Below are 21,158 nucleotides of genomic sequence, written 5' to 3'. Positions count from 1 at the left end.
CCCGCAGGACGAGGCGCGACCAAGGCTCCCGGCCGGGACAAACAGCCCGCGCCGAGCCGAGGAGACACCCCGGACCGGCACCGCTCCCCGACCCCCGCAAAGCCAAAGCCCAACCACCGAGCACGCCCACTGGGCACAGCGCTCCCTGGCCCCGGCGAAGCCAAAGCCGGGCCCCCAAGCACGCCCGCAGGGCCCCCGGCGAAGCCAAAGCCGGGCCGCCGAGCCGCCCGCAGGGCCACCGCGAAGCCAAAGCCCAACCGCCGAGCCGCCCGCAGGGCCACCGCAGGGGGTCAGTAGGACTTGGGGAGGCCCAGGGATTGGTGGGAGATGAAGTTGAGGATCATCTCTCGGCTGACCGGGGCGATGCGGGCCACGCGGGCCGCGGTGATGAGGGAGGCCAGGCCGTATTCGCGGGTGAGGCCGTTGCCGCCGAGGGTGTGGACCGACTGGTCCACGGCACGGACGCACGCCTCGCCCGCCGCGTACTTCGCCATGTTCGCGGCCTCGCCCGCGCCCATGTCGTCGCCCGCGTCGTAGAGGTGGGCCGCCTTCTGTGTCATCAGGCGGGCCAGTTCCAGTTCGATGTGGGCCTGGGCCAGCGGGTGGGCCACGGCCTGGTGGGCGCCGATCGGCTCCTTCCACACCTGCCGGGTCTTCGCGTACTCGACGGCGCGCGCAAGGGCGTAGCGGCCCATGCCGATGGCGAACGCGGCGGTCATGATGCGTTCGGGGTTGAGGCCGGCGAAGAGCTGGAGGAGCCCCGCGTCCTCGTCCCCGACGAGCGCGGAGGACGGCAGGCGTACCTCGTCCAGGGTCAGTTCGAACTGCTTCTCCGCCGCCTGCAGTTCCATGTCGATGACCGAGCGGCCGAAGCCCGGGGTGTCGCGCGGGACGATGAACAGGCAGGGCTTCAGGCGCCCGGTACGGGCGTCCTCCGTGCGGCCGACGATCAGCGTGGCGTCGGCGATGTCGACGCCGGAGATGAAGACCTTGTGGCCGGTGAGGATCCAGTCGTCACCGTCGCGGCGGGCCGTGGTGGTGATGCGGTGGGAGTTGGATCCGGCGTCGGGTTCGGTGATGCCGAAGGCCATGGTGCGGCTGCCGTCGGCGAGGCCGGGGAGCCAGGTCCGCTTCTGCTCGTCGGTGCCGAAGCGGGCGATGACCGTGCCGCAGATGGCGGGTGAGACGACCATCATCAGGAGGGGGCAGCCCGCCGCCCCGAGTTCCTCCAGGACGATGGCGAGTTCGGCGATGCCGCCGCCTCCGCCGCCGTACTCCTCGGGGAGGTTGACGCCGAGGTAGCCGAGCTTCGCGGCGTCGGCCCACAGTTCGTCGGGGTGGCCGCCCTCTCGGGCGAGGCGGGCGAGGTACTCGCGGCCGTAGCGCTGTCCGAGGGCGGTGACGGCGGCGCGCAGGGCTTGGTGCTCGGCGGTTTCGATGGTGGGGCTCATGACAGCGGTTCCTCCTGGACGACGGCGAGCAGGGCGCCGAACTCGACCTGTTGGCCGGTGACGGCGTGGAGCGCGGTGAGCGTGCCGGAGGCCGGAGCGAGGATGCGGTGCTCCATCTTCATGGCCTCCAGCCAGAGCAGGGGCTGCCCGGCGGTGACGGCGGTGCCGGGGGTGAGGCCCTCGGCGACGCGGACGACGGTGCCGGGCATGGGGGCGAGCAGGGAGCCCGGTTCGGTGCGGTCCTGGGGGTCCGGGAACCGGGGTACGGGGGTGAGGGTGTGGGCTCCGAGCGGGGAGTCGACGTAGACCTCGGTGCTGTTCGAATTTCGTTTCACGTGGAACATCCGGCGGATCCCGTCGACTTCGAGGGTGACGAGGTGTCGCTCGGCCGACAGGACGCGCACGCCGGGGTGGTCGACGGGGTGGTACTGGACCTCGTACTCGGTGCCGGCGGTGGTGTAGCGGCGGGTCTGCGGCTGGGAGCGGAGGTTGCGCCAGCCGCCGAGGCGGGCGGCGAGGGAGGCGTCGGGTGCGGGGGCGGCCTCGGCCAGGGCGGCGGCGAGGGCGGCTGTGCCGGCGTCCGGGGCGGCCTTGGTGAGGGTGGTGAGGTGGCGGTCGTAGAAGCCGGTGTCGAGCTGTCCGGCGGTGAAGTCGGGGTGGCGCAGGGAGCCCACGAGGAGTTCGCGGTTGGTGGTGAGCCCGTGGATGCGGGCTCCGGCAAGGGCGTGGGCGAGGGCGCGTACGGCTTCGGCGCGGGTGGGGGCGTGGGCGACGACCTTGGCGAGCAGGGGGTCGTAGTGGATGCCGACGGTGTCTCCGCCGGTGAAGCCGGTGTCGATGCGGACCGGGCCGGGGATGTCGAGGGTGTGCAGGACTCCGGTCTGGGGTCGCCAGTCCTGAGCCGGGTCCTCGGCGTAGAGGCGGGCCTCGACGGCGTGGCCGGTGGGTTCCGGGGGTGCGGGGGGCAGGGCCGCGCCCTCGGCGACGCGCAGTTGGAGGGCGACGAGGTCCAGGCCGAAGACGGCTTCGGTGACGGGGTGTTCGACCTGGAGGCGGGTGTTCATCTCCAGGAAGTAGGGGCGTCCGTCGGTGGTGACGAGGAATTCGACGGTGCCCGCGCCCCGGTAGGAGACGGCCCGGGCGGCGGCGACGGCGGCGGTGTGGAGGCGCTCGCGCAGAGTGTCGGGCAGGCCCGGTGCAGGGGCCTCCTCGATGACCTTCTGGTGGCGGCGCTGGAGGGAGCAGTCGCGGGTGCCGAGGGCCCAGACGGTGCCGTGGGCGTCGGCGAGGATCTGCACCTCGACGTGGCGGCCGCGCTCCACGTAGGGCTCGGCGAAGACCTCGCCGTCACCGAACGCGGACGCCGCTTCGGCGGACGCGGCGTGGAGGGCCTCCTCAAGGGCGTCCAGGTCGCGGACCACGCGCATGCCGCGACCGCCCCCGCCGGCGGCCGCCTTCAACAGGAGGGGCAGGTCGGCGGGGGTGGCGGCGGCCGGGTCGACGGGGTCGAGGAGGGGGACTCCGGCGGCGCGCATCAGGTCCTTGGCCCGGGTTTTGGAGGCCATGGCCTCGATGGCCTCGGGGGGCGGCCCGATCCAGGTCAGGCCGGAGTCCTGGACCTGGCGGGCGAAGTCGGCGTTCTCGGAGAGGAAGCCGTAGCCGGGGTGGACGGCGTCGGCGCCTGCGGCGAGGGCCGCCTTGATGATCAGGTCGCCGCGCAGGTAGGTGTCGGCGGGGGCCGCGCCGGGCAGCCGTACGGCGGCGTCGGCGGCCCGGACGTGCAGGGCGTCGGCGTCGGGGTCGGAGTGGACGGCGACGGTCGCCAGGCCCAGGTCGCGGGCCGTGCGGAAGATCCGTACGGCGATCTCGCCCCGGTTGGCGACGAGCAGGGAGCTGATGGGAGAGGTCATGTGCGGGCTCACATCCGGAAGACGCCGAAGCCGCCACGGGCGCCCTCGACGGGGGCGTTGTGGACGGCCGACAGGCACAGGCCGAGGACGGTACGGGTGTCGCGCGGGTCGATGACGCCGTCGTCGTACAGCCGCCCGGACAGGAACACGGGGAGGGACTCGGACTCGATCTGCGCCTCGACGAAGGCGCGCATTCCGGCGTCCTGTTCCTCGTCGTACGGGAGTCCCTTGGCGGCGGCGGACTGGCGGGACACGATGGAGAGGACTCCGGCGAGCTGCTGGGGGCCCATGACGGCGGATTTGGCGCTGGGCCAGGCGAAGAGGAAACGGGGTTCGTAGGCCCGGCCGCACATGCCGTAGTGGCCGGCGCCGTAGCTCGCGCCGATCAGGACGGAGAGGTGGGGGACGCGCGAGTTGGAGACCGCGTTGATCATCATCGAGCCGTGTTTGACGATGCCGCCCTGCTCGTACTCCTTGCCGACCATGTAGCCGGTGGTGTTGTGGAGGAACACGAGCGGGATGTCGCGCTGGTTGGCGAGCTGGATGAACTGCGCGGCCTTCTGGGACTCGGCGCTGAACAGCACGCCCTGGGCGTTGGCGAGGATGCCGACCGGGTAGCCGTGGAGGGTGGCCCAGCCGGTGACGAGGCTGGTGCCGTAGAGCGGCTTGAACTCGTCGAAGTCGGAGGCGTCGACGATGCGGGCGATGACCTCGCGCGGGTCGAAGGGGGTCTTCAGGTCGGGCGGGACGATCCCGAGGAGTTCCTCCGGGTCGTGGAGCGGCTCCTCGGCCCTCGGCGGGTCCTGGTGGGGCTTGCGGTGGTTGAGGCGGGCCACGATGCGGCGGGCCTGGTGGATGGCGTCGTACTCGTCGAGGGCGTAGTGGTCGGCGAGTCCGGAGGTGCGGGCGTGCATGTCGGCCCCGCCGAGGGACTCGTCGTCGCTCTCCTCGCCGGTGGCCATCTTGACCAGGGGCGGGCCGCCGAGGAACACCTTGGAACGGTCCTTGATCATGACGGTGTGGTCGGACATGCCGGGGATGTACGCGCCTCCGGCGGTGGAGTTCCCGAAGACGACCGCGACGGTCGGGATGCCCTCGGCGGAGAGCCGGGTGAGGTCGCGGAAGATCGCGCCGCCCGGGATGAAGATCTCCTTCTGGGAGGGCAGGTCGGCGCCGCCCGACTCCACCAGGCTGATGACGGGCAGGCGGTTCTGCCGGGCGATCTCGTTGGCCCGCAGCGCCTTCTTCAGCGTCCAGGGGTTGCTGGCGCCGCCGCGGACGGTGGGGTCGTTCGCGGTGACCAGGCACTCGACGCCCGCGACCGTGCCGATGCCGGTGACCATGGAGGCGCCGACGGGGTAGTCACTGCCCCAGCCGGCGAGCGGGGACAGCTCCAGGAACGGGGTGTCGGGGTCGAGGAGCAGCTCGACGCGCTCGCGCGCCAGGAGCTTGCCACGCTGCTTGTGCCGGGCCGTGTACTTGTCCCCGCCGCCCTGCAGGGCCTTTGCGTGTTCGGCGTCGAGGGCGTCGAGGCGCTCCAGTGCGGCCGTACGGGCCCTCGTGTGCTCGGGGGCGTGGGGGTCGACGGTGGTGCGCAGACGGGTCATGGGCCGGTCCCCTCCGGGGGCGGGAGCAGGTGGACGGGGATGTCGAAGTGGCGGGCGCGGAGCCATTCGCCGAGGGCCTTGGCCTGGGGGTCGAAGCGGTGGCCGGAGGCGACGCCGTCGCCGAGGATGCCGGTGACGGTGAAGTTCAGGGCGTGGAGGTTCGGCAGTTCGTGCCGCTGGACGGTGAGGCCTCGGGTCTCGGGGAGCAGGGCCTGGAACCGGTCGACGGTCAGGGTGGCGCGCAGCCAGTCCCAGGCGGGGCCGGACCGGGCCCAGACGCCGACGTTGGCGTCGCCGCCCTTGTCGCCGCTGCGGGCCCCGGCCAACGCCCCGAGGGGAGCGCGGACGGTCTCCCGGGGCTCCGCCCCGGCCCCCTCGGGGGCTCCGTCCCCGGACCCCCGCGCCTCAAACGCCGGCGAGGCTGAAAATGCGGGCTCCGCCGGCCGGGCCGGGAGCGGGGCATCGACCGCCGGCCCGGCTGAAAGTGCGGCCGGAGGAGCCGGAGCGGGGATCGGGACGCGGGTGCCGTCCGGGAGGACCGCGGTGTGCGGGACCTCGGCCGCCGGGACGGAGGAGGAGGCGAACACGCCGTAGGGCTGCGCCGGGCCGGGTGGAGCGGCTACGTGGAAGCCCGGGTAACTGCCGAGGGCCAGCTCGATCGCCGTGGAGGTCAGGGCGCGGCCGACCCGGTCCGGGGACGGGTCGCGGACCACCAGGCGCAGCAGGGCGCTCGCCGTCTCCTCCGTGTCGGCGTCCGCGTGGTCGGTCCGGGCCAGGGTCCAGGCGGCGTCGGCGACGCCCTCCAGGGTCTCCGCGAGCTGCGACCGGACCAGCCCCGCCTTCGCCTCGATGTCCAGGCCGGTCAGGACGAAGACCACCTCGTTGCGCCAGCCTCCGATGCGGGTCACGCCGACCTTGAGGGTCGCGGGCGGGTGCTCGCCACGGACTCCCGTGATGCGCACGCGGTCAGCGCCGTCGTCGGTGAGCCGGACCGTGTCCAGGCGGGCCGTCACGTCGGGGCCGAGGTAGCGGACGCCCTGGGTCTCGTAGAGGAGCTGGGCGGTGACGGTGCCGGTGGTGACGGCCCCGCCGGTGCCGGGGTGTTTGGTGATGACCGCCGAGCCGTCCTCGGAGATCTCGGCCAGCGGGAAGCCGGGGCGGCGCACGTCGTGGGCGGTGAAGAAGGAGTAGTTGCCGCCGGTCGCCTGGGTGCCGCATTCGAGGACATGGCCCGCGACCACCGCGCCCGCCAGCCGGTCGTGGTCCTCCGGCGCCCAGTCGAACCACCAGGCCGCCGGGCCGCTGACCAGGGCCGCGTCGGTGACCCGGCCGGTGATGACGACGTCCGCGCCGGCCCGCAGGCAGGCGGTGATCCCGGCGCCGCCGAGGTAGGCGTTGGCCGTCAGGGCGCCGTCCTCGCGGGAGGTGAGGTCGTCTCCCTCGACGTGGGCCACGGAGACGGGGACGCCCACCTTGGCCGCCAACGCGCGGACCGCGTCGGCGAGTCCGGCCGGGTGGAGGCCGCCCGCGTTCGTGACGATCCGTACGCCCCGCTCGTGTGCGAGCCCGAGCCCCTCCTCCAGCTGGCGCAGGAAGGTCTTGGCGTAGCCGAGGTCCGGGTTCTTCAGGCGGTCCCGGCCCAGGATCAGCATGGTCAGCTCGGCCAGGTAGTCCCCGGTCAGCACGTCCAGCGGGCCGCCGGTCAGCATCTCGTGCAGGGCGCTGAAGCGGTCGCCGTAGAAGCCGGACGCGTTGCCGATGCGCAGCGGCCGACGGCTCATCGCCCGGCCCCCGGTACGCCCCCCGCGCCCGGTCCGCCCCCGGCGCCCGGCCCGCGCCCCGCGCCCGGTCCGCGCCCCGCGCCCGGTCCGCGCCCCGCGCCCGGTCCGCGCCCCGCGCCCGGTCCGCGCCCCGCGCCCGGTCCGCGCTCCGCGCCCGGTGCGCGCCCTGCCCCGGGCTCCCGTCCGGCCCCGGGCTCCCGTCCTGCACCCGCCGGACCGGCGAAGGCCTGGGCGATGTCCAGCCAGCGGTCCGCATCGGGGCCGGACGCGGTCAGGTCCAGGTCGGCTCGGTGGGCCCGCCGGGTGGCCAGCAGGCAGAAGTCCAGAGCCGGGCCGGTGACCCGCTGCGCGGCCTGCGGTGGCCCGTACGCCCACACCCCCGCGCCGTCCGGGGCGGTCAGCTCCACCCGGAACTCCCCCTCGGGCGCGGGCAGTCCGCGTACGGCGTAGGCGTAGTCGCGGGCCCGTACGCCGATCCGTGCCACGTGCCGCAGCCGCGCGGTCGGGGTGCGGTGCACCCCGACCGCGTCGGCGACGTCCTGGCCGTGCGCCCAGGTCTCCATCAGGCGGGCACTGGCCATCGAGGCGGCCTTCATCGGCGGCCCGTACCAGGGGAAACGGGTATCGGGCGGGGCCGCGGCGAGGGCCTGCCCGAGGGCGTCGCGCGTGTCCCGCCAGCGGGTGAGCAGTGTGGCGGGCGGGAGCTGCGCGCCTTCGCGCGCGCCGTCGTCGACGAAGGAGTCGGGGGCTTTCAGCGCCTCCTCGACCATGCGGCCGAAGGCCGTGGGGTCGGTGAGGGAGAGCAGTGAGGCCCGGTCGGTCCAGTGCAGGTGGGCGATCTGGTGGGCGACGGTCCAGCCGGGTGCGGGAGTGGGCCGGGCCCAGCCGGGGGCGGACAACCCCTCGACGAGGGCGTCGAGTTCACGCCCCTCCTCGCGCAGATCGGTGAAGACGGCGACGGCGTCGTCGGCGGCGGACGGATCGGGCACGGTGCGCTCCCCTTCTCGGCGTGAGGGGAAGACTGGCAGCACCCGAGAAAACAATCAAGCACGCTTGCATGATTTTCTCGACCGGCGCCGAGCGGGGTGACGCCTTCCCGCCACCGCACCAAAGCCCCTCAATTCATGGGCAGTTGATCCACATCCGTACCGGCCGCAGGTCTCCCTGCCCGCCCGCGCCGGCAACCGCGGAGGGCGATTCAGGCCGTACGCCGGAAACCCGCGATACGTCACCGGATGTCCCGTCGATACTGAACGCTCCGCTCCGGGCCCGGGCGACCGTCCACGTTCGTGTCTCACTCGACGAAGAGGATGAACTGACGTGACTCCAGCCGCCCAACCTCCCTTCTCCCTCTATCCCGAACTCGACGCGACCGCCCTCACCGCCTTCGTCTCCGCGCTGGAGAGCGGCGACGTCACCGGCCTGCCGCCCGCCCGCGCCGCCGAGGCCGCCGAGGCGCGCGCCCTCGCCGTCTTCACCCGCGGCAAGGTGACCGGGGCCGACGGCGACCTCCTCGACGCGGCGCTGTGGCGGCACACCGGGGGCCGGCCGCGCCCGATGATCGTCATGCCCTCGCCCTGGACCGGCCTGGGCTGGCTCGCGTACGCCGTGCAGGCCACCCTGTTCGCGGCCCGCGGCTACAACGTCCTCGCCTACTCCGTCCGCGGCTTCGCCGGCTCCGAGGGCCAGGTCGACGTGGCCGGGCCGCTCGACGTCGCCGACGGCAGCCGCGCCCTGGACCACCTGATCGAGCGCACCACCGGCCCGGTGACGAAGGTCGGCTTCCTCGGGGACTCGTACGGCGCGGGCATCAGCCAACTGGTCGCCGCGCACGACACCCGCGTCGACGCCGTGGTCGCGCTCAGCGCCTGGGGGGACCTCGGGGAGGCCTTCTACGAGAACTCCACCCGTCGCGTCGCAGCCGTGCGGGCCCTGCTCAGGGCGGCCGCGAAGGCCCGGCTGAGCCCGCAGACGCAGAGCGTCTTCGACAACGTCCTGACCGGCAGGGACGTCCGGGGCACCCTGCGCTGGGCCGAGGTCCGCTCGCCCCTCACCCACATCAAGGAACTCAACCGCCGCCAGGTGCCGGTCTTCTACTCGCATGCCTGGCACGAGACGCTCTTCCCGCCCAACCAGACGCTCAGGATGTTCAACGAGCTGACCGGTCCCAAACGCCTCGCGCTCTCCATCGGCGACCACTCCGGCCCCGAGATGGCGGGCGTCCTCGGGCTGCCGAACCGGATCTGGACGGACGCCCACCGCTGGTTCGACCACCACCTCAAGGACGTCGACAACGGCATCGGCGACGAGGGACAGTTCATCGCCGAGGTCATGTGGAGCAAGACCCTCGAACCCCGCCCCACCTGGCCCTCCGCCACCGAACACCGGCAACGCCTCCACCTCACCGACGACGGCGAACTCGTCCCGGAGGCGGAGCCCGGCGAGGCCGGCTGGACGGCGACCGTCCTGTGCGGGATGGACACCCCGGCGACCGTCGCCGACCAGGTCGTCGCCTCCGGGTACGCGGAGCTGGCGGGCCGCCCGAAGACCTACCTGACGGAGGACATCGACCGCGCCGTCGCCGCCGTCTGGACGGCCGAACCGGCCGCGGAGACCGTCCGGCTGCGCGGCACGCCCCGGCTCCGTGTGACCTACCGCGCGGCGAACCCGGGCTCGACCTTCGTCGCGTACCTCCTCGACACGGCCCCCGACGGTACGGCCCACCTCGTCACGCACGCCCCGTACAGCGACCTGTCCTCGCCTCCGGACAGCCTGATCAGCGCCGACATCGAGCTCCAGGCCACGGCGTACGACGTGCCGCGCGGCCACCGCCTGATGCTCGTGGTCGACGCCCGCGACCCCTTCTACGCCGACGCCAACCTGCCCCGCGCGACGCTGGCCTTCACCTCCCCGGAGGCCACCCCGTCGTACCTGGAGCTCCCGCTCGGCTGATGCCGTGCGCCCGCCCAGCCGGTCCCCCGCGGCCGTCCGGGCGGGCACACGCTCCACAGATGACGCACGGAACGCGCCTCCGGTTGCGGGGTTTCCGCGGGGCGGGTGTGGGGTGGTGTGGGGAGCGGAATCCACTCGGCCGGCATCGGAGCCGTTCTGGGGGTTTTCCCGTCCGTCCGATGGTTTTCCGGGTCGCGCCGGCCCCTCAAGGGCGCTCGTTCCTCGCGTCGCTGCGCGATGGCCTCCGGCCACCCTTGACCGCCCGTCCCGCCCCGGAACTACGAAGGACAGCCGGAAAACCCCAAAAGAACGCGCCGGTCTCAGATTCAGGGGTGCGGTGTCGGAGCTGCCCGGGCGGAGCCCGGAGCGCACCAGATCGCTACGCGCTTCTGCCTGACGGCGTCCCCAGGCCTCTTGGGCTGGACATAAGCCGCCTTGGATCGCTACGCGCTTCTCCCTGACCGCGTCCGCAGGCCTCTTGGGCTGGACATAAGCCGCCTTGGATCGCTACGCGCTTCTCCCTGACCGCGTCCGGCGCCTGTTCGGGGCTGGGAGGGCGAATTCGAGGGGCGGGAGGGCGATCCATCGGCCCAACCGATGCCAACCCCCGACACGGTCGGCGTGGCACCCCAACCGCCCGACCAAACAGGGGCAATTGGGGCAGTGTGATGGCCCTCTGAGGCGCGGACTCACGCAGACGTGGATGGAGTTCGCCTCAGCCGTCATCTGATGCCTTTCCTGCCCCGGGCAGGGGTCAGCATTCGATGTAGCAACGGAATCCTTCCGCACGGGCCTGGAAGCCACACGACTGGTAGAAGGTATGGACGTATTCGTCGTCGGCTGCCAGCAACTGCACCTTGTAGCAGCCTGCCGACGCGCCCAGCTGTATGACGGCCTTCATCAGCTCGCGCCCGACGCCCCGCCGCTGAGACGCCTCGGCGACCACGACGTTCTCCACGAAGAGGATGGCCCGGCCGCCACGGGTGAAGTTCGGCATGACCAGGCAGTCGGCGGTGCCGACCACGACGCCTTCGGCATCCGCCACCAGCACGGTCCGTCCCTGCTGGCTGGAAATGGCCGCCCATAGCGCATCGGCTTTCTCTTGAGGCGGCGGTGCGTCATCAGGATTCAGCTCGCCGTAGAGAGCCAGCAGAGATGACAGGTCCGTTCTGGCAGCCGACCGCACGATGATCTTCATGTGCCGAGCTTAGAGCGACCGAAACAGCCCGTTTCAGAACACCGAAGACCAGCCCCGGGCAGGCCTCGGACGCCTGATCGCGTAGCGAGGAGTGGCCTGCCGACCCCCGTCCGGGACGACGCGTGTCAGAGCGACTGCTGCTGCTACGGTCATCCGCTCGCCGAGGAGGACATGATGGCTGTTTCCCCGCCTGTCGCCGCCCGAGTAGAACTGCGCCGTCAGCCGGTCGAGGGCGTGCTGGAGCGCGTGGAGGAGGCCCTGCGCGTGCGGGTGGACCGGGAGGCCCTGGTACGCAAGCGACGTTCCTTGGGGGGGCCGTACGGAGCGGGGTACGTGGGTGCGTATCGAGCGGCGGGGATTCAAGCGGATCGGCCCGCAGGGCTGGAACGGGACCGAAGCCGCTGCGGTGCTTCAAGGGGTCGCGATGCCCGAGTGGTACCAGGGTGTGGCGTGGCGCGAGCCGGGCGAACCGGTTTTGTGGCGTGCAGATGAGCTGGAGCTGCTTGCGTCGCCGTCTGTTGCCAAGGCCGCCTTGGTCGACCCGGGTTGCCGGGCACCTTCGCGAGTTCTACGAGCAGCTTGCGCCGTATCGCGAGGTACCGGCCGCGGTTGCCTTCGAGGCACGTCTACGGGCGGTGCTTCCGCCGCCGGGTCAGCGAACCCCTTCGTCCATCAGGAGGTAGAGGAGGCCGACGAGGGACCCGCTGCTGACGATCTCGCGTCGGTCGATCATGCCGCGGATGTTCGCCAGCGGGACCCACTCGATCCGGTCCGACTCGTTCTTCTCAATCGGCGGCCCCTCGTACGTGGCCCCGTCGGCGCGGAACAGGTGGTGCTGGGAGTCGGTGATGCCGTTCGCCGGTTCGGCGTAGATCAGGGGCTTCATCGGGCCGGGACGCCAGCCGGTCTCTTCAAGGACTTCACGGGCGGCAGCCTCGCCGGGCGTCTCGTCCGCCTCCACCAGGCCCATGGGCAGCTCCCAGGCCCACGCGTCCGTGATGAAGCGGTGGCGCCACATCATCAGGACCTCTTGGCGGTCGTTGAGCACGGCGGCCACGGCCAGGTGCCGGAGCTTGACGACGTGGTGTTCCCAGCGGTGCCCATCCGGCGTCTCGATGTCGGTGAGCCAGAGGTTCACCCACTTGTTCTCGTAGATCGGACGTTCCCCGTGGATCTTCCACTGCATCGCTGCGGCCCCTCTCGATCGGCCTCCAGCATCGCAGAGCCAGGCTTGACACCGCCTGCTTTCAAGCAACATCGCGTCATGGTGACGAATACAGCCCGGGGTGCGCGCCGAGTGCATCCCGCTCAACCGATCCCCACCGGGGAAGAGGCTCCTCAGCCCGCCTGGGCCGGGCCCGCCTGGGACGTGGCGCGGAGGAGGTCGCGGAGGAGGTCGTAGTCGACCTTGGCGGGGTTGCGGAAGCGGAGGCAGGCTTTGCCCATGTCCTGGGCCGCCAGGCGGTCGGCGAAGGCGTCCCGGACGTCCGTGCGCATCAGGTAGAAGGAGATGTACTGCTTCTGGTTCGCCCAGGCGATCTCCGCCGCGGTCCCGCCCGGCCGCACGTACACCGGCATCCCGTACGCGATGGACTCCTCGAAGCCCGGCAGTTCCGTCACGCACAGCTCGCGCAGGCGGGCGAGGGCCGGCCTGCGGGCTTCGGGGGCGGCGGCGAGGTAGGAGGCGACGTCCATCAGGCGGGCTGCTTTCCGATCTGGGAGCGGACGGCGCCCATGCTGGCCGCGATGACGAGGGCGATGGCGACGGCGTCCAGCGGCGACAGCGCCTGGCTCAGGACGAGGAAGCCCGCGGTGGCGGCGATGGCCGGCTCCAGGCTCATCAGGATCGCGAAGGTCGGGGCCGGCATCCGCCGCAGGGCGAGGAGTTCGAGGGTGTAGGGCAGTACGGAGGACAGGACGGCCACGCCGACGCCCAGCGCCAGGGTGCTCGGGACCAGCAGGTCCGAGCCCGCTTCGAAGACGCCCAGCGGCAGGGAGAGGACGGCGGCGGCCGCCATCGCCAGGGCCAGGCCGTCCGCCTGCGGGAAGCGACGGCCGGTGCGCGCGCTGAACACGATGTACGCCGCCCACATCGCGCCCGCGCCGAGCGCGTAGGCCGCGCCCAGCGGGTCGAGCGAGCCGAAGCCCGGGCCTCCCCCGCCGTGCCCGGACAGCAGGGCCACACCGGCGAGGGCGAGTCCGGCCCAGAGGAAGTTCACCAGCCGCCGCGAGACGACGACGGAGAGGGCGAGGGGCCCGAGGACCTCCAGGGTGACCGCCGGACCGAGCGGGATCCGGTCGATGGCCTGGTAGAAGAGACCGTTCATACCGGCCATCGCCACGCCGAACGCGGCGACCGTGCCCCAGTCGGAGCGCGTGTACCCGCGCACCTTCGGCCGGCACAGCAGCAGCAGCACGATCGCGGCGGCCGCGAGGCGCAGGGTGACCACGCCCGCGGCACCCGCCCTCGGCATGATCATGACCGCGAGGGCGGCCCCGAACTGGACCGAGACGCCCGCCGAGATCACCAGTGCGACCGGGCCGAAGCGGGACCGGGCCCCCTCGGCGGAGGGGTCGGCGGGGCGTGCGGCGGCGGGAGCGGTCGTCGGGGACGCGGTAGGTGCGGGCATGGATCCAGCCTAAGCCGCCGTAAGGAGTGTTGCCGCTTCTGCCGCCTTACATCTTCGCTACGGCCGCATGTCGGGAGCACCCTCGGCAGCCAGCCCTGGCCGCCGGTCCGTCCGTTAGTCCGCCAGTCCGTCCGCCAGCAGTTCCACGAGGTGACGGGCCCGGACGCCGCCCAGCTGGGCGATCTGCGTCCGGCAGGAGTACCCGTCGGCCTGGACCAGCGCGCCCGCCGGGGCCGCGCGCAGGGACGGCAGCAACTGTTCTTCGGCGCAGGCCACCGACACCTCGTGGTGGCCGGGCTCGAAGCCGAAGTTCCCGGCGAGACCGCAGCAGCCTCCGGCGGGCTCCCCCACCAGTCCGGCGCGTGCGCGCAGCCGCCGGTCCGCCGCGTCACCGAGGACGGCGTGCTGGTGGCAGTGGGTCTGGCCGACCACCGCGCGGTCGAGGCGGGGCGGCAGCCAGTGCGGGGCGTACTCCTCCAGCGTCTCCGCGACGGTGCGCACGGCGGCCGCCAGGCGGGCCGCGCGCGGGTCGTCGGGGAGCAGGGCGGGCAGGTCGGCGCGCAGAGCGGCGGCGCAGCTCGGTTCGAGGACGGTGACGGGGCCGGGCACCTCGCCGAGGGTGTCCAGGGTCCGGCGCAGGACCTTGCGGGCCCGGTCGAGGCGGCCGGTGGAGAGGTAGGTCAGGCCGCAGCAGACCCGGCCGCCGCCCCTGGGGAGGGACACGTCCAGGCCGGCCGCCCGCAGTACGCGCAGTGCGGCGTGACCGGCCTCGGGGGCGAGGTACTCGGTGAACGTGTCGGGCCAGAGGGTCACGGCAGGTCCGGACCCTGACCCGGACCCTGCCCCGGGTCCGGGCACCCCCGCACCCCGGGTGAACGGCCGTTTCGCGAGCTCGGGCAGGGCGCGTTCCCGGGCCAGGCCCGGGACCGGTAGCGGTAACAGGCGGGCGGCCGCGTTGACGGCGCCCGCCGCCCGCAGGCGGGCGATCAGGCGCAGCCATGCGGGCAGGCCGCCCAGGGTGTAGTGGGCGAGCGGCCGGATCCGGCCGGCCCAGTGGCGGTGCAGGAACTCCGATTTGTACGAGGCCATGTCCACGCCGACCGGGCAGTCGCTGAGGCAGCCCTTGCACCCCAGGCAGAGGTCGAGCGCCTCGGCGACCTCCGGGGAGCGCCAGCCGCCGGTGACGATCTCCCCCGCAAGCATCTCGTGCAGCAGCCGCGCCCGGCCGCGCGTGGAGTGCCGCTCCTCGCCGGTGACCCGGTAGGAGGGACACATCACCCCCGAGCCCCCCGAAGCACCCGTCCCGCCCGTCCCGCCCGTCCCGCCCGGCGCACCTGGAGCACCCGGCGCACCCGTCCCGTCCGGCGCACCCGTACGGCACTTCGCGACGCCCACGCACCGTGCGACCCCGCCGGCGAACGGGGTGGCCGGGAGGACCGCGAAGCGGAGGTTCTCGTCCAGTCGGGCGGGCCGGACCAGCATGCCCGGGTTCATGCCGCCGGCCGGGTCCCACACCTCCTTGTACGCCCCGAAGAGCCGGACGACGTCGTCGCCGTACATCTTCGGCAGGAGTTCGGCCCGAGCCTGCCCGTCTCCGTGTTCGCCCGACAGGGATCCGCCGTGGGCGACGACCAGGTCGGCCAGTTCCTCCGAGAAGGTGCGGTAGCGGGCCACGCCGGCGGCCGAAACCAGGTCGAAGTCGATGCGTACGTGCACGCAGCCCTCACCGAAGTGCCCGTACGGGGTGCCGCGCAGGCCATGGGCGGCCAGCAGGGCCCGGAACTCCCGCAGGTACGCGCCCAGCCGGGCCGGCGGGACCGCGCAGTCCTCCCAGCCCGGCCAGGCCATCCGCCCGTCGGGGGTCCTGGTCGCGGTGCCCGCGGCGTCCTCGCGGATCCGCCACAGCGCGCGCTGTCCCGCCGGGTCGGTGACGACCAGCGCGTCCAGCGCGTCGGCGCCGCGTACGACGGCCCGCGCCGCGCCTTCGTCCGGCATCTCGACGAACAGCCAGGCCCGGCCCCGGGGCAGTGCCGCACGTGCCGCACGTACCGCACGTGCCGCGACCCCGCCGACCGCACCCACACCCGCACCGCCCGCCGCGCCCGCGCCCGCACCGCCCGCGGCCGTGCCGACCAGGTCCTCGGCCATGCCCTCGACGGTCAGCGGCCGGTACGGGAGCAGCCCGGCGGCCGCGTCCGCCGCCGCGCTCTCGTCGGCGTACCCGAGGACGGCCAGGGCGGGTGCGGCCGGCAGTTCCACGAGGCGTACCACGGCCTCGGTGACCACTCCGAGGGTGCCTTCGCTGCCGCAGAAGGCCTGCGCGAGCCGCACCCCGCGTTCGGGGAGCAGTGCGTCGAGGCCGCCGTAGCCGGAGATCCGCCGCGAGAAGCCGGGCGGCATGCCGGTGCGCAGCAGGCCGAGGTGTGCGCCGACCAGTTCCCGCAGACCGTCCGGGGCGCCCGCCCAGCCCGTGCCGATGCGGTGGGCGGCGCCCGCGTACCTGGTCACGGCGAGCTCGGTGACGTTGTCGGCGGTGGTTCCCCAGGCCACGGAGTGGGCGCCGCACGCGTTGTTGCCGATCATGCCGCCGAGGGTGCAGCGGGAGTGGGTGGAGGGGTCGGGTCCGAAGGTCAGTCCGTACGGGCGTACCGCCTCGCGGAGCCGGTCGAGGACCAGGCCCGGCTGGACCACGGCGGTGCGGGCGGCGGGGTCGACGGACAGCAGGCCGTTCATGTGCCGGGTGAGGTCGAGGACCACGCCGGTGCCCGTGGCCTGCCCGGCGATGGAGGTGCCGCCGCCGCGCGGGACGACGGGGACGCCGGCCCCGGCGCACACCTGCAGGGCGGCCGTGACGTCGTCGGCGTCGCGCGGGGCGACGACGCCGAGGGGGACGCGGCGGTAGTTGGAGGCGTCCATGGTCACCAGGGCGCGTGCCGCGGCGCCGAAATCCACATCCCCGCGCAGCTCCGCCCGCAATGTCCGCTCAAGATCACGCATCGTTTCCCCGGATGACGTCACGCCGCCCAGCCTGCCACCGCCGCACCGCGTCTCATCGGGTGGACGCGCGTCCGGAGCGCGGACCGGGACCCGATACGCTCCGCTCGTGGCTGAGATCCAGATTCCCGCTGACATCAAGCCCGCCGACGGACGCTTCGGCGCGGGCCCCTCCAAGGTGCGGACCGAGGCGCTGGACGCCCTCGCCGCCACCGGTACCTCCCTGCTCGGAACCTCACACCGCCAGGCCCCGGTCAAGAACCTGGTCGGATCGGTGCGCCAGGGCCTCCGGGACCTCTTCTCGCTCCCCGAGGGTTACGAGGTGATCCTGGGCAACGGCGGCTCCACCGCCTTCTGGGACGTCGCGACCGCCGGTCTGATCGAGCGGAAGTCCCAGCACCTGACCTTCGGCGAGTTCTCCTCGAAGTTCGCCAAGGCCGCGAAGCTCGCGCCGTGGCTGGACGAGCCGTCCGTGATCTCCTCCGCGCCGGGCACGCACCCCGAGCCGGTGGCCGAGGAGGGCGTGGACGTGTACGCGTACACGCACAACGAGACCTCGACGGGTGTCGCGGCGCCGATCAGGCGCGTCGCGGGCGCCGACGCCGGGTCCCTCGTTCTGGTGGACGCGACCTCGGGTGCCGGCGGTCTGCCGGTGGACATCACCGAGACGGACGTCTACTACTTCGCGCCCCAGAAGTCCTTCGCCTCCGACGGCGGCCTGTGGCTGGCGGCGTTCTCCCCGGCGGCCCTGGAGCGCGCGGCGCGCGTGCACGCGTCGGGGCGGCACATCCCGGAGTTCTTCTCGCTGCCGACGGCGATCGACAACTCGCTGAAGAACCAGACGTACAACACCCCCGCGCTGGCCACGCTCTTCCTGCTGGACCAGCAGCTGGAGTGGATGAACAGCCAGGGCGGCCTGGAGTTCACCACCGGCCGTACGGCGGCCAGTGCGCGCAACCTGTACGGCTGGGCGGAGGCGTCGAAGTACGCGACGCCGTTCGTCGCCGACGCCGACAAGCGCTCCGCGGTCATCGGCACGATCGACTTCTCGGACGACATCGACGCGGCGGCGGTCGCGAAGGTGCTGCGCGCCAACGGGATCGTGGACACCGAGCCGTACCGCAAGCTGGGCCGCAACCAGCTGCGCATCGCGATGTTCCCGGCGATCGACCCGGCGGACGTGCAGGCGCTGACGGCCTGCGTCGACTACGTGATCGAGAAGCTCTGACCGTCGCCCGTCCGGTAGTGCCGAGGCCCCCGGTGACCTGTCGTCACCGGGGGCTTCGCCCTTCTCGCCCCTCCCGGCCTGCGGGAGGGACCGCCACCGGGACTCCGACGTCGTCGTGTTCGCCGACCTCACGGGCGGGGCGCAGCCCGGCACGCGATACCTTCAGGAGTTCCGTGGGGCGAATCTTGGAGGCAGCGGCGTGAGCGTGCGAGTGACGGCGGCCCAGAGCGGCGTGGACCCCTTCGGCACGGCCCGGCTGCGGCGCGGTGTGCTCGACGCCTGGGGTGCCGGCCCGGCCCGGTTCCGTGAGGACGCCAACGCCGAGGAGGACCTCGCCCTCGGCGGCTACCGGGACCGGCTCGTCGTCGAGCTGGCCCAGAACGCGGCCGACGCCGCGGCCCGGGCCAAGGTGCCCGGCCGGCTGCGGCTGACCCTCCACCCGGGCGAGGGCGGCCCGGCGCTGCTGGCCGTCGCCAACACGGGCGCACCGCTGGACGCGACGGGCGTGGAGTCCCTGAGCACCCTGCGCGCCTCCGCCAAGCGGGAGCCCGCCGCGGAGAGCGTCGGCCGCTTCGGCGTCGGCTTCGCGGCCGTCCTCGCCGTCTGCGACGAACCCGCGGTGCTCGGCCGCCACGGCGGCGTCCGCTGGTCCCTCGCCGAGGCCCGCGAACTGGCCCGCGAGGCCGCCGTCGGCAGCCCCGGCCTCGGCGACGAACTGCGCCGCCGCGACGGACACGTGCCGCTGCTGCGGCTCCCCCTGCCCGCGGAGGGCACCGCCCCCGAGGGCTACGACACCGTCGTGGTCCTCCCGCTGCGCGACGCCGCCGCCGAGGACCTCGTCGAGCGGCTGCTCACGGGCATCGACGACGCCCTGCTGCTGACCCTGCCCGGGCTGTGCCAGGTCGTCGTGGAGACCCCCGCCGGCACCCGCACCCTCGACCGCCGCGACGAGGGCGCGTACACCGTGGTCGAGGACACCACCGGTTCCGGTACGCGCACCAACCGCTGGCGCACCGTCCGCCACGGCGGCGCCATCGAGAAGGCGCTGCTCGCCGACCGGCCCGTCGAGGAACGCCTGCGGCCCGCCTGGGCGGTGTCGTGGGCCGTGCCCGTCGACACCGACGGCGCGCCGCTGCGCCCGACCACGGCGCCCGTGGTGCACGCCCCGACCCCGACCGACGAGCCGCTCGGCATCCCGGCGCTGCTCATCGCGACCCTGCCGCTGGACACCAGCCGCCGCCACCCCGCCCCGGGGCCGCTGACCGACTTCCTCGTGGAGCGCGCGGCCGACGCCTACGCCGAACTCCTCGGCGCCTGGGACCCGGTGGGCACCGCGCTCGTGGACCTGGTGCCCGGCCCGCTCGGCAAGGGCGAACTGGACGGTGCCCTGCGCGCCGCCGTACTGCGGCGGCTGCCCCGTACGGCCTTCCTCGCACCGGCCGCGCCGCCCGAGCACGCGGAGGAGCGGGTCGCCCTGCGCCCCTTCGAGGCCGAGGTGGTGGAGGGTGCGGGCGCGGACACCGTACGCGTCCTGGCCGAGGTCCTGCCGACCCTGCTGCCGGCGGGCCTGGAGCGCCGTACGGAGCTGCGCACCCTGGGCGTGGGGCGGCTGCCGCTGGGCGACGCCATCGAGCGGATCGCGGGCATCGAGCGGACCCCCGAGTGGTGGTACCGGCTCTACGACAGCCTCGCCGGGGTGGACCCCGACCGGCTGTCGGGGCTGCCCGTGCCGCTCGCCGACGGCCGCACGACGATCGGGCCGCGGCACGTCCTGCTCCCGTACGCGGACACCCCGGCGGACCTGGCCCGGCTGGGGCTGAAGGTGGCCCACCCGGAGGCGGCGCACCCGCTGTTGGAGAAGCTCGGTTCGCTCCCGGCGACGGCCCGCGCCGTCCTGACCACCCCGCAGGTGCGGGCCGCCGTGGCCGCCTCCCTGGACGCCGGGGAGATCTGGGACGAGGACGCCGACACCCTGGACGCCGACGAACTGGCCGAGGTGGTCCTCGGGCTGGTCCGCGATGCGGAGCTGGCGCCCGGCGACGAGCCGTGGCTGGGGGCGCTGGCCCTGCCGGACGAGGACGGGGAACCGACCCCTGCGGGCGAACTGCTGCTGCCGGGCTCGCCGCTGGCCTCCGTCATCCGGGAGGACGAGGTCCCGTACGTGGACGCCGAGCTGGCGGAGCGGTGGGGGGAGGCCCCGCTGACGGCCTGCGGGGTACTGGCCGCCTTCCAGCTGGTGCGCGCCACCGACGTGGTCCTGGACCCCGACGAACTGGAACCGCGCGAGGGCGACTTCGCCGAACCGGACGATGCGGGGCTGCTGGACGCGGTGGACGTGTGGTGCGAGGACGTCCTGGACCAGCTGCCCGACCTGCCCGTCCCGCCGGTGGCGACCGAGCTGGTCGCCGTGCGCGACCTGGACCTCGTCGACGACGACTGCTGGCCGCAGGCCCTGGCCATGCTGGCGCAGCCGCCGCTGCGGGACGCGCTGACCCAGCCGGTGCGGATCCTGCTGCCGGACGGCACCACGCAGTCGGTGCGCCCGTACACGGCGTGGTGGCTGCGCGACCACCCGGTGCTGGACGGCCGCCGTCCGGCGGGTCTGCGCGCTGCGGGCGGCGATCCGCTGCTGGAGGGCCTCTACACCTCGGCGGACGCCACCGGTTTCGAGGACGAGCAGGTGCTGCGGGCACTGGGCGTACGGACATCCGTACCGGCCCTGCTGGACGAGCCCGGCGGCGCGGCCGAGCTGCTGGGCCGGCTCGCCGATCCGGAACGGGAGGTGACCGACCGGCAGCTGCACGGCCTGTACAACGCGCTGGCCGATCTCGACCCCGAGCAGGTGACCCTGCCGGACGAGCTGCGGGCGGTGGTGGACGGCGAGGTGGTCGTCGTGGACGCGGCGGACGCGGTGATCGCGGACGCCCCGGACCTGTTGCCGCTGACGGCGGGGCTGCCCCTGCTGCCGGTGTCCCCGGTGCGTGCGGCGGACCTCGCGGAGCTGCTCCAGGTACGCCGCCTGTCGGAGACGGTGCCGGCGGAGGTGACGACGCCGGGCGAGGAGCACGAGGTGCCGGAGTCGGTACGGATCCTGCTGGGCCCGGCGACGCCGACGACGTACTTCGAGCACGAGGAACTGGTCGCGGGCGGCACGGAGCTGGACTGGCGGCGCACGCCCGACGGCACCCTCCACGCGTCCACCCTGGAGGGCGTGGCGGCGGGCCTGGCCTGGTCGGCGGGCCAGTGGCCGCGCCGCTTCGAGGTGGCGGCCCTCCTGGAGGACCCGTCCCGTACGACGGAACTGGCCCGGGACCGCTGGTTCGACTGAAGCAATTCCGAATCTCACCCAGAGGACCCCGATCCCCGAGCCTAAAGTGGCCTCGTACGGTTCGGTATGGGGGGAGACG

12 protein-coding genes and 1 pseudogene are annotated in these 21,158 nt (G+C 73.6%); 3 read left to right on the top strand and 10 right to left on the bottom strand.

Annotated elements, in window-relative coordinates:
- Positions 1-290: 290 nt before the first annotated feature.
- From ACIPXC_RS22890 to ACIPXC_RS22870, 5 genes and pseudogenes are all read right to left on the bottom strand, one after another.
- Positions 291-1,451, bottom strand: a complete 1,161-nt coding sequence (locus ACIPXC_RS22890; RefSeq protein WP_401621170.1) for an acyl-CoA dehydrogenase family protein — start codon at positions 1,449-1,451, stop codon at positions 291-293.
- On the bottom strand, positions 1,448-3,361 hold the full coding sequence (locus ACIPXC_RS22885; protein WP_401621167.1) for a biotin carboxylase N-terminal domain-containing protein: 1,914 nt from the start codon (positions 3,359-3,361) through the stop codon (positions 1,448-1,450). The genes ACIPXC_RS22890 and ACIPXC_RS22885 overlap by 4 nt, the downstream gene beginning before the upstream one ends.
- An 8-nt stretch (positions 3,362-3,369) precedes the next feature.
- Positions 3,370-4,968: an acyl-CoA carboxylase subunit beta gene (locus tag ACIPXC_RS22880; RefSeq protein WP_401621164.1), complete on the bottom strand. Its 1,599-nt coding sequence runs from the start codon at positions 4,966-4,968 to the stop codon at positions 3,370-3,372.
- Positions 4,965-6,749: an acyclic terpene utilization AtuA family protein gene (locus ACIPXC_RS22875; RefSeq protein ID WP_401621161.1), complete on the bottom strand. Its 1,785-nt coding sequence runs from the start codon at positions 6,747-6,749 to the stop codon at positions 4,965-4,967. The genes ACIPXC_RS22880 and ACIPXC_RS22875 overlap by 4 nt, the downstream gene beginning before the upstream one ends.
- Positions 6,750-6,904: 155 nt before the next feature.
- Positions 6,905-7,738 (bottom strand): annotated as a pseudogene (locus ACIPXC_RS22870) (TIGR03084 family metal-binding protein); the annotation flags it as partial.
- Between the two features lie 331 nt (positions 7,739-8,069).
- On the opposite strand from ACIPXC_RS22870, the gene ACIPXC_RS22865 reads away from it, so the two are divergent.
- Positions 8,070-9,701 (top strand): CocE/NonD family hydrolase, encoded by a 1,632-nt coding sequence (locus tag ACIPXC_RS22865; RefSeq protein WP_401621159.1) that lies wholly within the window; start codon positions 8,070-8,072, stop codon positions 9,699-9,701.
- 754 nt (positions 9,702-10,455) lie between these two features.
- Here ACIPXC_RS22865 and ACIPXC_RS22860 read toward each other — a convergent pair.
- The 5 genes from ACIPXC_RS22860 to ACIPXC_RS22840 all read right to left on the bottom strand — a co-directional run bounded on the left by ACIPXC_RS22860 (position 10,456) and on the right by ACIPXC_RS22840 (position 16,526).
- Positions 10,456-10,899: a GNAT family N-acetyltransferase gene (locus ACIPXC_RS22860; RefSeq protein ID WP_401621156.1), complete on the bottom strand. Its 444-nt coding sequence runs from the start codon at positions 10,897-10,899 to the stop codon at positions 10,456-10,458.
- Between the two features lie 652 nt (positions 10,900-11,551).
- Entirely contained in the window at positions 11,552-12,085 is a 534-nt protein-coding gene (locus ACIPXC_RS22855; protein WP_401621153.1) for an NUDIX hydrolase, read from the bottom strand.
- A 152-nt stretch (positions 12,086-12,237) separates the two neighbouring features.
- A complete protein-coding gene (locus tag ACIPXC_RS22850) occupies positions 12,238-12,594 on the bottom strand; it encodes a DUF1801 domain-containing protein (protein ID WP_401621150.1) in 357 nt (118 codons plus the stop codon).
- Entirely contained in the window at positions 12,594-13,529 is a 936-nt protein-coding gene (locus ACIPXC_RS22845) for an EamA family transporter (RefSeq protein ID WP_401621148.1), read from the bottom strand. The genes ACIPXC_RS22850 and ACIPXC_RS22845 overlap by 1 nt, the downstream gene beginning before the upstream one ends.
- 114 nt (positions 13,530-13,643) lie before the next feature.
- Positions 13,644-16,526 carry an FAD-binding and (Fe-S)-binding domain-containing protein gene (locus tag ACIPXC_RS22840; protein ID WP_401621145.1) on the bottom strand — a complete coding sequence of 961 codons (2,883 nt, stop codon included), beginning with the start codon at positions 16,524-16,526 and terminating at the stop codon, positions 13,644-13,646.
- 106 nt (positions 16,527-16,632) lie between these two features.
- On the opposite strand from ACIPXC_RS22840, the gene serC reads away from it, so the two are divergent.
- Entirely contained in the window at positions 16,633-17,751 is a 1,119-nt protein-coding gene (gene serC, locus ACIPXC_RS22835; protein ID WP_401621142.1) for a phosphoserine transaminase, read from the top strand.
- Positions 17,752-17,950: 199 nt separating this feature from the next.
- The gene (locus tag ACIPXC_RS22830; protein WP_401621139.1) at positions 17,951-21,079 is read left to right on the top strand and encodes a sacsin N-terminal ATP-binding-like domain-containing protein; all 3,129 of its coding nucleotides are present in this window, start codon (positions 17,951-17,953) and stop codon (positions 21,077-21,079) included.
- The last annotated feature ends 79 nt before the right edge of the window (positions 21,080-21,158 follow it).

Origin of the sequence: Streptomyces sp. NPDC090021 (assembly GCF_044748225.1) — a bacterium.
GTDB lineage: Bacteria > Actinomycetota > Actinomycetes > Streptomycetales > Streptomycetaceae > Streptomyces.
This window is presented reverse-complemented; position numbering and strand designations above follow the sequence as displayed.